The sequence below is a fragment of the Paractinoplanes deccanensis genome (assembly GCF_016862115.1).
GTDB lineage: Bacteria > Actinomycetota > Actinomycetes > Mycobacteriales > Micromonosporaceae > Actinoplanes > Actinoplanes deccanensis.
Genome location: NZ_BOMI01000221.1, coordinates 1 through 13424, shown reverse-complemented (window position 1 = coordinate 13424; position 13424 = coordinate 1). Strand labels below are relative to the sequence as shown.

The following is a 13424-nucleotide window of genomic DNA, read 5'->3' as shown; positions in this document are numbered from 1 at the left end:
CGAGGAAGCCGCCGTGCCGGGTGTAGGCGGTTCCCGGCTTGTCCCCGGCCGGGTCGTAGAGCGACGCCAGGTCCCAGCCCCGGTCCGTGGGCAGGCCGCCGATCGCGTCGGCGCCGTCGGTGAGCAGCTGCCACAGGTCCTCGGGCGAGGACACCCCACCGGGGAACCGGCAGGCCATCTCGACGACCACGATCGGGTCGTCCTGGGCCGCGGTGGCCGTCACCGGCGCGGCCACGGTTCGCGACGACCCGAACATCAGCTCGTCCAGGTGGCCTGCCAGGGCCACGGGTGACGGGTAGTCGAAGACCAGTGTCGCCGGCAGCCGCACGTCCAACCGCGCCGCCAGGCGATTGCGCAGGTCCACGGCGGTCAGCGAGTCGAATCCCATCTCCCGGAAGGCCGAGGCGGGCTCGATCCGGTCCTCGCCGGGGAGGCCGAGCACCGCGGCCGCCTGCCCGCACACCAGCCGCAGGACCTCCGCTCGGCGACGGTCCACATCGAGGCCGGTGAGGTCCTGCGCCCACGCCGTGTCGCGCGTGGCCGCGGCCGCCGGGTGCCGAGTGGCCGTGACCAGCCGCGACAGCAGCGGCGGCACCACCGCGGTGCCGGTCAGCCGCAGCCGCGCCGGCACCAGCACGGGCGCATCGGCCCGCAGCGCGGCGTCGAACAGCCGCAGTCCGAGCTCGTTGCCGATGGGCAGCACTCGGGACCGTTCCAGGCGCTCGCGGTCCGCGGATCCGGTCATCGCGCTTTCGCTGTCCCAGAATCCCCAGGCGAGCGATTGCGCCGGCAGCCCTTCCGCCCGCCGGCGACGGGCCAGCGCGTCCAGATAGGCGTTGGCGGCCGCGTAGTTGGCCTGGCCGGCTGAGCCGAACACCCCGGACGCCGAGGAGAACAACACGAACGCGCTCAGATCCTCGGTCAGCTCGTGCAAGTGCTGCGCGGTAACGGCTTTGGCCTTGAACACCGCGTCGAGCTGAGCCTCGGTCAGATTCGCCACCGTCGCGTCGTCCAACACCCCCGCGGCGTGAATCACCGCGGTCGGCCGATACTCCTCCAGCAGCGCCCGCAACGCCTCCCGGTCAGAGACATCGCAGGCCACAACCCGCGCCTGCGGCAACCGATCGGCGCCCGGCGCCTGCGGACCGCGCCGGGAGACCAGCACCAGGTCCGTCACGCCATACACGTCCACGAGATGCCGGGCCAGCAACCCGCCGAGCGTGCCGGTACCACCCGTGATCAACACCGGGCCGGCACCCCAGTCGACCTCGCCCTCACCCGGGGCGGCCCGCACCAGACGCGGCACCCCGATGCGGCCGTCATCGTCCACACGCAGCTGCGGCTCATCGCAGACGGCCACCGCCGCCCGGGCCAGTGCCGGGTCGATTGCGTCGACCAGCACCAGACGATCCGGGTGCTCCGTTTGCGCCGACGCCAACAGGCCCCACACCGCCGCATGCTCCGGACGGTTCTGGCTGTCCGGGATCAGGACCAACCAGCGCCGCTCGTCGGCGGCCAACCTCTGCCGCACCCCGGCCAGCGCCTCCGACAGCGCGACACCGCTGCAATCCCACACCGGCAGATCGGCCACCGTCTCACCGACGTGACCGGCCTCGACCCAGTCGACGGCGTAGAGATCGCGCACCGAGGTCGTCGAGAGCCGCTCGGGCAGCTCCCGCAGGGCCAGTGACCCCACCGTCGCCACGAGCGCCCCGTCCCCGTCGATCAGGGTCAACGACAACTGGTGTCCCTGGGTGTGGATCCGCACCCGCACGCCGGCCGCGCCCGTGGCGTGCACGGCGACGTCCTGCCACGCGAACGGCAGCAACACCGGCGCGCCCTCGTCCGGAACGGCACGCGCGCCGGCCACGTGCGTGGCCGCGTCGAGCAGCGCCGGGTGGATCGCGAAGGCGGCGGCCCGGCCGTGCTCCGACGGCGGCAACTCGACCTCGGCGAAGAGGTCGTCGCCGGCCTGCCACGCCGCCCGCACGCCCTGGAACACCGGGCCGTACTCGTAGCCACGGGCGGCAAGCCGGTCGTAAAGGTCCTCCGTTGGGAGCGGCACCGCGTCCGCCGGCAGCCACTCGACGGCCGGCGCCACCGGGCCTTCCCGATCCAGGACACCCACGGCGTGGCAGGTCCAGGGGTCGTCCTCGCCGGTGCGTGCGTAGACGCTCACCTGCCGCTCGGCGTTGACGGTCGTCTGCACCTCGACGATCCCGTCCAGCACCAGCGGCGCCTGCACCGTCAACTCGCGCAGCACCGGCGCCCCGACCAGATCACCGGCTCCGATCGCCCAATCCACAAACTGCGTCCCCGGCACCAGCACCGTCCCGTTGACCGCGTGATCGGCCAGCCACGGCTCCCGCGCCGTGGAGACCTTGGCGGTGACCACCACCCCGCCGTCCGCCAGCCGCACCACCGAACGGGCGCCGGTGGGGTCGAGCCAAAATCGTTGCCGCTGGAAGGCATACGTCGGCAGATCGGCAGGAGCAACCGCGGGCAACACCGGCGTCCAGTCGACCGCCACACCAGCCGTGTGCAAGACCGCCGCAGCCCGCAGGATGTCTGCCAGGCCGCCGCTGTCGCGCTTGAGCGTGCCGGTCACCGTGCAGTCGTCGACCGTTTCGACGATCCCCGGCAGCAACACCGGGTGAGCCGACACCTCAACAAACCGGCGCAGTCCCTCGGCCGCGACCGAGCGCACCGCCGCCTCGAACCGAACCTCGGCCCGCAAGTTCGTGTACCAATAGGCTGCGTCAAGGCCCGTGGCATCAACCAGCTGACCGGTCACCGTCGAATACCAAGGGATGTCGGCCGCCTGGAACTCCACCGCGCCCAGCCGATGCTTCAGCACCGCCTCGACGGCCTCGACCTGCTCGGAGTGCGACGCATAGTCGACGTCGACCCAGCGGGTGCGTGCCGGGCCCCAATCCACCGACTCCAACGCGCGCCGGTCCCCGGACACCACGCACAAACTCGGACCGTTGACCGCAGCCACCCCAACGCCCGGGACGCCGGCCACCAACTGCCGGACCTCGTCGGCGGGCAACGCCACCGACAACATCCCGCCCCGACCGGACAACGTCTCCGCGATCACCCCAGCACGGACCGCCACCACCCGGGCACCGTCCTCCAGCGACAGCGCACCCGCGACCACAGCGGCGGCCACCTCGCCCTGGGAATGACCGATCACCGCCGCCGGGCGCACACCGAAGGACTGCCAGACCCGGGCGAGGGAGACCATGACCGCCCACATCAACGGCTGCACGCTCCGCACGTCACCGTCCGACGACTCCAGCACGGAACGACCCGTCCACCGCCGCAACGCCTGATCACACTCGGCCATCGCCTCCGCGAACACCGGCGACTCCGCCAGCAACCGGTCGGCCATGCCCTCCCACTGCCAGCCCTGACCTGCGAACACCCACACCACACCACCCGCAGACGCGGGCACCGCAGGCACCTGCAAATCGTCGAGTGAGCCACCGACCGCGACCGCCCGATACGGCAACAACGCCCGCCTGGCGAGACCAGCCGCCACCGCGTGCGGTGAGATCTCCGGCCGTCGCTCGACAAACGTCGCCAGCCGTTCGATCTGCGCCTGGAGCGCGGCCGGTGAACGCGCCGACAGCAGCCACACTGCGGGGCCGTCTGGCGTGGCGGCCGTTTCGGGTTCTTCGGCTGCCTGCTCCACGATGATGTGCGCGTTGGTGCCGCTGACCCCGAACGACGACACCCCGGCTCGCCGCGGGCGGTTCGTCTCCGGCCACTCGCTGGCCTTGGTCGCGAGCTCCACCGCGCCGGCCGTCCAGTCCACTTGCGGCGTCGGCTCATCGATGTGCAACGACCGGGGCACGACTCCGTGCCGCATGGCCAGGACCATCTTGATCACACCGGCGACCCCGGCGGCGGCTTGGGTGTGGCCGATGTTCGACTTGATCGAGCCCAGCAGCAGCGGCCGTTCCCGGTCCTGCCCGTAGGTGGCCAGGACGGCCTGCGCCTCGATCGGATCACCCAACCGGGTCCCCGTCCCGTGCGCCTCCACCACGTCCACGTCGGCCGTCGACAAGCCCGCCGAGGCCAGCGCCTGACGGATCACCCGCTGCTGCGACGGCCCGTTCGGCGCGGTCAGCCCGTTCGACGCACCGTCCTGGTTGACCGCCGAGCCGCGGACGACCGCCAGCACCCGATGACCGTTACGCCGGGCATCCGACAACCGCTCCACCAGCAGCACGCCGGCGCCCTCGGACCATCCTGTCCCGTCCGCGCCCGCCGCGAACGACTTGCACCGGCCGTCCGCGGCCAGTCCGCGCTGCCGGGAGAACTCGACGAACACGCCCGGGGTGGCCATCACGGCGACGCCCCCGGCCAGCGCGAGGTCGCATTCGCCCGACCGGAGGGACTGGGCTGCGAGGTGGAGGGCGACCAGCGACGACGAGCAGGCGGTGTCCACGGTGACCGCCGGACCTTCGAGGCCGAAGGTGTAGGCGATCCGGCCGGAGGCGATGCTGCCCGCGTTGCCGTTGCCCATGTGCCCTTCGAGCTCCGGCGGGATCTGGGTCATGCGGCCGAGGTAGTCGTGATACATCAGGCCGGTGAAGACGCCGGTGCGGCTGCCGCGCAGCGACAACGGATCGATACCCGCCCGCTCCACCACCTCCCACGACGCCTCCAACAACAACCGCTGCTGCGGATCCATCGCCAACGCCTCACGCGGCGACACCCCGAAAAACCCAGCATCAAAATCCGCCGCGTCATACAGGAACCCGCCCTCACGGGCATAACTGGTCCCCACCCGATCCGGATCCGGATCGAACAACCGACCCACATCCCAACCCCGATCCACCGGGAAACCACCAACCGCGTCCCGTTCTCCCACCACCAAATCCCACAGATCCTCAGGCGACGACACACCACCCGGAAAACGGCACGCCATCCCCACAATCACCACCGGATCGCCATCCACCACCGAAACCACCGGCCCCGACACCACCGGCTCCCGGCCCCCGAACACCACCTCGTCCAGACGACCCGCCAGCACGGCAGGCGACGGATAGTCGAAGACCACGGTCGCCGGTAGCCGCACGCCGGTCCACGTGGCCAGGCGGTTGCGCAGGTCCACGGCGGTCAGCGAGTCGAAGCCCATGTCCCGGAACGCCTGCCCGGCGTCGACCTGGTCACCGCCGCCGAAGCCGAGCACGTCGGCCACCATCGCGCAGACCTGGCGGACGAGCTCGGCGCGTCGCCGCTCCGGATCCCATCCGGCGTACCGTTCGGCCCACGACCGGTCCCGATCGCCGGCCGCCGCCGCGGTACGCCGCGGGGCCGGCGCCAGGCGGGAGAGCAGCGGTGGCACGTCGGTCGAGCCGTCCAGGCGCAGCCGCACCGGCACCGTCACGGGAGCTTCGGCCCGCAGCGCCGCGTCGAAGAGCCGCAGGCCCCTCTCGTCGTCGATCGGCAGCACGCCCGAGCGGGCCAGGCGATCGCGGTCCGCCGATTGGGCCAGCGTGCTCGCGGACTCCCACAGGCCCCAGGCGATCGACTGAGCCGGCAGCCCTTCCGCCCGCCGGCGACGGGCCAGCGCGTCCAGATAGGCGTTGGCGGCCGCGTAGTTCGCCTGCCCGGCCGAGCCGAACACCCCGGACGCCGAGGAGAACAACACGAACGCGCTCAGATCCTCGGTCAAGTCGTGCAGATGTTGCGCGGCAACGGCTTTCGCCTTGAACACCGCGTCGAGCTGAGCCTCGGTCAGATTCGCCACCGTCGCGTCGTCCAGCACTCCCGCGGCGTGAATCACCGCCGTCGGCCGATACTCCTCCAGCAGCGCCTGCAACGCCTCCCGATCAGAGACGTCACAGGCCACAACTCGCGCCTGCGGCAACCTGTCCACTCCCGGCGCCTGCGGGCCACGCCGGGACACCAGCACCAGATCCGTCACGCCATACACGTCAACCAAATGACGGGCCAACAGACCGCCGAGCGTGCCGGTACCACCCGTGATCAACACCGGCCCGGCACCGAAATCAACCTCACCCTCACCCGGCACGGCCCGCACCAGACGCGGCACCCCGATGCGGCCGTCATCGTCCACACGCAGCTGCGGCTCACCACACACCGCCACCGCCGCCCGCGCCACCGCCGGATCGGCCGCGTCCACCAACACCAGACGATCCGGGTGCTCGGTCTGCGCCGAGGCCAGCAGACCCCACACCGCCGCATGCTCCGGATGGTTCTGGCTCTCGGGGATCAGGACCAGCCAACGCTGCTCGTCGGCGGCCAACCGCTGCCGCACCCCGGCCAGGACGTCGGACAGGGCGACACCGGTGCAGTCCCACACCGGCAGATCGGCCATCGCCTCACCGACGTGGCCGGCCTCGACCCAATCGACGGAGTAAAGATCGCGCACCGGGGCCGTGGCGAGCCGCTCGGGCAGCTCCCGCAGGGCCAGTGACCCCACCGTCGCCACGAGCGCCCCGTCCCCGTCGGTCAGCGTCAGCGACAGGGTGGTGCCGTCAACGCGCATCCGCACCCTGACCTCGGTCGCGCCCGTGGCGTGCACGGCGACGTCCTGCCAGTCGAACGGCAGCGACGGCCCGCCGGGCATGGCCAGCGCGGCCACGTGCAGTGCGGCGTCGAGCAGCGCGGGGTGCACCGCGAAGCGGTCCGCCTGCGCACGACCGGCATCGTCCAGGGCCACCTCGGCGAGGAGCTCGGCACCGTCGCGCCAGGCGGCCCGCACGCCCTGGAACACCGGGCCGTACTGCATGCCCACAGCGGCCAGGCCGGCGTAGAAGTCGTCCACCGGCAGCGGCTCCGCGCCGGCCGGCGGCCACGCCGCGGCGGCCGGCGGGGTGTGGCCTTCGGCGGTCTCCGCGAGCCGGCCGGTGGCGTGGCAGGTCCACGGCTCGTCGTCGGCGGTGCGTGAGTAGATGGCGACCTGCCGCTCGGCGTCGACGGTCGTCTGCACCTCGGCAGCGCCGTCCAGCACGAGCGGGGCCTGCACGGTCAGCTCCCGCACCACCGGCGCGCCGACCAGGTCACCGGCGCGGATCGCCCAGTCGACGAACCCGGTCCCGGGCACCAGGACCGAGCCGTTGACGACGTGGTCGGCCAGCCACGGTTGCCGGGCCGTCGACACGCGGGTGGACACCACCACGCCGCCCTCGGCGAGCCGCACCGCGGACCCACGCCACCCGCCCGCGTCGAGCCAGTAGCGGCGATGCTGGAAGGCGTACGTCGGCAGGTCGGCAGGCCCGGCAACGTCCGGCAGCGCGGGCGTCCAGTCCACCGGCACCCCGGCGGTGTGCAGAGCACCCAACGCGCGCAAGCAGGTGACCGCCTCATCGCCGTCACGGCGCGACACCGGCACCACCCGACGATCCGCCAACATCGCCGTCAACGTCGCATCCGGACCCACCTCCACACACAACCCGGCATCCACCACACCCATCGCCTCGGCAAACCGCACCGTCTGCCGAACCTGCCGCACCCAATAGTCGGTCACGGTCACGTCGGCGCCGACCTCGACGCTGGACACCAGCGGCACCTGAGGAGCGCGAAACTCCACCGACTCCGCCACTACGGCGAACTCGGCAAGCATCGGCTCCATCAACACCGAATGGAAGGCATGCGACACCCGCAACCGGCGCACCCGCACACCCCGACCGGTCAGCTCCTGCGCGACCGCATCGACGGCCGGCTCGGCACCGGACAACACGATCTGGTTCGGGCCGTTGACCGCGGCCACGTCCAAACCGGAGGCGACAGACTCATCGGCCTGCACGGCCAGCATTGCCCCACCGGCCGGCAACGCATCCATCAACCGCGCCCGCGCCGCCACCAACCGACACGCATCCGACAACTCCAACACCCCGGCAACCACCGCCGCCGCATACTCACCAACCGAATGCCCCACCACCGCCTGCGGGCGCAGCCCGAACGAGCGCAACAACGCCGCCTGCGCCACCTGCACCGCGAACAACCCGGTCTGCGCATACAAGGTTCGGTCCAACAACGGACCGCCCTCGGCGATCACCTCACGCAACGGCCGCGGCAGAAACTCATCCAACAGCCCGCACACCCGCGCGAACTCCTCAGCAAACACCGGGAATCGGTGCGCCAGCCCGAAACCCATGCCCTGCCGCTGCGAACCCTGACCGGAGAACACCCACGCCACGCCAACGCCCGAGCCCGCGGCCACCGGCTCGTCCAAGCCACGCAACAACTCGCCGGCGGTCTCGCCCACCCCCACCGCCCGATACGGCAACAACGCCCGCCGTGCCAATCCCGCCGCGACCTCCGACACCGGCAGTTCGGGCCGCGACCGCACGAATTCCGCCAACCGCCGCGCCTGAGCCCGCGCCGCGGCCGCCGACCGGCCCGAGATCATCCACACCGTGGGGCCGCCGGGCTCGGCGACCGGCTCGGGCTCCGTCGCCGGCGCCTGCTCCACGATGACGTGGGCGTTCGTGCCGCTCACCCCGAACGACGACACGCCGGCTCGCCGGGGCCGCCCCGTCTCCGGCCACCCACTGGTTTCGGCGGCCAGCTCGACGGCACCGGCCGACCAGTCCACCTGCGGCGTCGGCTCATCGATGTGCAACGACCGCGGCACCACACCATGCCGCATCGCCAACACCATCTTGATCACACCCGCGACACCGGCGGCGGCCTGCGTGTGGCCGATGTTCGACTTGATCGAGCCCAGCAGCAGCGGCCGTTCCCGGTCTTGGCCGTAGGTCGCGAGAACGGCCTGCGCCTCGATCGGGTCGCCCAGCCGGGTCCCCGTCCCGTGCGCCTCCACCACGTCCACGTCGGCCGTCGACAACCGGGCCGAGGCCAGCGCCTGCCTGATCACCCGCTGCTGCGACGGCCCGTTCGGCGCCGTCAAACCGTTCGACGCACCATCCTGATTCACCGCCGAACCACGCACCACCGCCAGAATCCGATGACCGTTACGCCGGGCATCCGACAGCCGCTCCACCAGCAGCACACCGACACCCTCGGACCACCCGGTCCCATCCGCGGCCGCGGCGAACGACTTACACCGGCCGTCAGCGGCCAGCCCTCGCTGCCGGGAGAACTCGACGAACACGCCCGGGGTGGCCATCACCGTCACACCACCGGCCAGCGCCAGATCACACTCACCCGACCGCAGCGCCTGGGCGGCCAGATGCAACGCCACCAGCGACGATGAACACGCCGTGTCCACGGTGACCGCGGGACCCTCAAAGCCGAACGTGTACGCCACCCGGCCCGACGCCACGCTGCCCGCGTTGCCGTTGCCCAGGAACCCCTGGAGCTCGTCCGGCACCTCGGCGAGCCCGGTCGCGTAGTCGTGATAGGTCAGCCCGGCGAAGACACCGGTCCGGCTGCCGCGGAGTGCCCGCGGGTCGAGGCCGGCCCGTTCGATCGCCTCCCACGAGGTCTCGAGCAGCAACCGCTGCTGCGGATCCATGGCGAGCGCCTCACGCGGCGAGATCCCGAAGAACGCGGCGTCGAAGCCGGCCACGTCGTCCAGGAACCCGCCCGTACGGGTGTAGGTGTGCCCGGGCAGGCCGGGCTCCGGGTCGTAGAGGGCCTCCACGTCCCAGCCGCGGTCGGCCGGGAAGTCGGTGAGGGCCGACCGCCCGGCGTCGAGGAGCGTCCACAGGTCCTCCGGCGAGCCGACACCGCCGGGGAAGCGGCACGCCATGCCCACGATGGCGATCGGCTCCCGGCCCGCCTCCTCGACTTCGCTGAGCCGGTCGCGTGTCTCCTGGAGCTCGTTCGTCACGCGCTTGAGGAAGTAGCGGAGTTTCTCCTCGCCGTTCATGATCTGCGGTCGCTCCTCGCGGGTCAGGAAATGCCCAGCTGGTTCTGGATGAAGTCGAAGATCTGGTCGTCGTCGGACGTGTCCTCGGGCAGCCGGGAGCCGGTTTCGTGGTCGCCGCTCGTCAGCCGGTCGAGCAGCGCGCGCAGCCGGGCGCCCGCCGCGGCCCGGGTGGCGGCGTCGAGGACGGCGGTGCCGAGAAGCCGCTCCAGCCGGTCGAGCTCGCCGGTCACCGACGCGGCCTGCGGCTCGCCGAACGTCGACCGGCGCAGCTCGGCGGCGAGCGCGGCCGAGCTGGGATAGTCGAAGACGAGCGTGGCCGGCAGCTGCCTGCCGAGCGCCGAGCCGAGCCGGTTGCGCAGCTCCACCGCGCTCAGCGAGGTGAAGCCGAGCTCCTGGAAGGGCCGGTCCGGGTCGATCCGGTCCGGCCCGGAGTGGCCGAGGACCGCGGCCGCGTGCGTCCGCACCAGGTCGAGCAGTGCCTGCTGCTGCGCGGCGGCATCGAGCGCGGCCCACTGCTGCGTGACCGGCACCTCGGCCGCGCCGCCGGTGGGCACGCTGTCGCCGCCGGTCAGCTCGTTCAGCAGCGGGCTGGGCCGGCTCGCGGTGAACCGCGCGGCGAATGCAGGCCAGTCGATGCCGGCGACGACGGCCGTGACGTCGCCGCGGTCGAGCACTCTGCCGAGGGCTTCGAGCGCCGCTTCCGGCGCCATCGGCCGTACGCCGGCCGCGTCCAGTCCGCCGGTGTCGCCGGCCATGCCCGTGGCCTCCCAGGCGCCCCAGGAGACGGCGAGCCCAGGGTGGCCGTCCGCGTGCCGGGCCGCCGCCAGCGCGTCCAGGACGGCGTTGGCGGCGGCGTAGTTGCCCTGCCCGGCCGCGCCGACGGCGCCCGCGACCGAGGAGAACAGGACGAACGCGTCCAGCTTCAGGTCGCGGGTCAGCTCGTCGAGGTTGCGGGCCGCGCTGGCCTTCGCCGCGAGCACCGTCTCCAGCCGGGCGGTGGTGAGCGAGGCGAGGACCCCGTCGTCGAGCACGCCGGCCGCGTGGAACACCGCCGAGGGCGGCCCCAGCCGGTCGAGCAGGGCGGCGAGCTGCGCCCGGTCGGCCGCGTCGCATGCCACCACCGTCGCCGCCGTGCCCCGCGCCTCCAGCTCGGCGACGAGGTCGCCGGCGCCGGGAGCCGTGGGTCCGCGCCGGCTCAGCAGGACCAGCCGCTTGGCGCCCCGGCCGGACAGCCAGCGGGCAAGGTGCGCGCCGACGCCGCCGGTTCCGCCGGTGACCCAGACGTCGCCCTCCGGCCGCCAGGTCTCGGCCTTCCACGCCGGTCCGGCGGCCGCCCCGGTCAGCCGCCGCACGAGCGCGCCGCCCGGCCGCACCGCGACCTGGTCCTCGACCGCGAAGGCCACGGTGGCGAGGACGCGCTCGACCGCCTCGGCGCCCGGCTCCCCGGACACGTCGACCAGGCCGCCCCAGAGCTGCGGATGCTCCAGGGCCGCGGTGCGGCCGAGGCCCCAGATCGCCGCCTGCGCCGGGGTCTGGACCGGTCCGGCGGCGACGGCGTCGCGGGTCAGGCACCACAGGGGCGCGTCGAGGCCGGCGTCGTCGAGCGCCTGGAGCAGGTGGAGGGTGGCGGCGAGCCCGGCCGGCACCGCGGACGCGCCGGGAGTGGGCGTGTCGTCGAAGCCCAGCAGGGAGATCACACGGTCGGCCTCGTGGCCGTGCAGGACACCGGCCAGGGCGGCACGGTCGAGGCCGCCCGCCTCCAGGACCGCGCACCGGCCACCGGCGGCCTCGACGCCGTCGCGGATGGCCTCCGCCCATCCGGTGCCGGCGCTGTCGTCCGGGGTGAGCAGCAGCCAGCTCGCGCCGGTGAGATCGGCCGGCGGGATCGGGGCGGGCTGCCAGCTCTCGGCGTAGAGCAGGTCGTCGGCGTGGGTGTGCGCCTCCGGGGCGTCGGCGGCGTCGAGCCAGTAGCGCCGGTGCTGGAAGGCGTACGTCGGCAGGTCGGCAGGCCCGGCAACATCCGGCAGCACGGGCGTCCAGTCCACCCTTACTCCGGCGGTGTGCAGAGCACCCAACGCGCGCAAGCACGTGACCGCCTCATCGGCGTCACGGCGTGACGCCGGCACCACCCGGCGATCCGCCAACATCGCCGTCAACGTCGCATCCGGACCCACCTCCACACACAACCCGGCATCCACCACACCCATCGCCTCAGCAAACCGCACCGTCCGGCGAACCTGCCGCACCCAATAGCCCGGCACCGTCACATCCGCGCCGACCTCAACGCTGGACACCAACGGCACCTGAGGAGCGCGAAACTCCACCGACCCCGCCACCTCAGCGAACTCGGCCAACATCGGCTCCATCAACATCGAATGAAAGGCATGCGACACCCGCAACCGACGCACCCGCACACCCCGGCCCGTCAACTCCTGCGCGACCGCATCGACCGCCGCTTCGGCACCGGACAACACGACCTGGTCCGGGCCGTTGACCGCCGCCACATCCAAACCCGAAGCGACCGACTCGTCCGCCTGCACGGCCAACATCGCCCCACCAGCCGGCAACGCATCCATCAACCGCGCCCGGGCCGCCACCAACCGACACGCATCCGACAGGTCCAACACCCCGGCAACCACCGCCGCCGCATACTCACCAACCGAATGCCCGACCACCGTTTGGGGGCGCACCCCGAACGAGCGCAACAACGCCGCCTGCGCCACCTGCACCGCAAACAAACCTGGCTGCGCATACAACGTTCGGTCCAACAACGGACCGCCCTCGGCGATCACCTCACGCAACGGCCGCGGCAACAACTCATCCAACAGCCCGCACACCCGCGCGAACTCCTCAGCAAACACCGGAAAACGCGCCGCCAGCCCGAAACCCATGCCCTGCCGCTGCGAACCCTGACCCGAAAACACCCACGCCACACCCACACCCGAACCCGCGGCCACCGGCTCGTCCAAGCCACGCAACAACTCGCCGGCCGTCTCGCCCACCCCCACCGCCCGATACGGCAACAACGCCCGCCGCGCCAGCCCCGCCGCGACGTGGTGGGGTGACACCTCGGGCCGCTCCGCGACATAGGCGGCCAGCCGGTCGGCCTGCGCCCGCAGCGCGTCCGCCGAACGCGCCGACACGGCCCACACCGTCGGTCCGCCGGGCTCGGCGGTCGGCTCGGGCTCGGGCTCGGTGGCCTGCTCCACGATGACGTGCGCGTTCGTGCCGCTCACCCCGAACGACGACACCCCCGCGCGCCGCGGCCGGCCGGTCCGCGGCCAGTCGGTCGTCGCGGCGGCCGGTTCCACCGCACCGGCCGACCAGTCCACGTGCGGGCTCGGCGCGTCGATGTGCAGCGACCGCGGTACCACACCGTGCCGCATCGCCAGGACCATCTTCATCAGGCCGGCGATTCCCGCCGCCGCCTGCGTGTGGCCGATGTTCGACTTGATCGAGCCCAGCAGCAGCGGCCGCTCCCGATCCTGCCCATAGGTCGCGAGGACGGCCTGCGCCTCGATCGGATCGCCCAACCGGGTGCCCGTCCCGTGCGCCTCCACCACATCCACATCGGCGGCCGCCAGGCCCGCCGAGGCCAGCGCCTGAC

The 13424-nt window shown here is 72.6% G+C and carries 2 protein-coding genes; both read right to left on the bottom strand.

The features are described from left to right. Positions 1-9820 (bottom strand): SDR family NAD(P)-dependent oxidoreductase (locus Ade02nite_RS48510; protein WP_438871032.1); only part of this gene is annotated, 9820 nt, incomplete at its 3' end. A 20-nt stretch (positions 9821-9840) separates the two neighbouring features. Next, on the bottom strand, positions 9841-13424 hold a 3584-nt coding region (locus Ade02nite_RS48505; RefSeq protein WP_203778236.1), incomplete at its 5' end, for a type I polyketide synthase.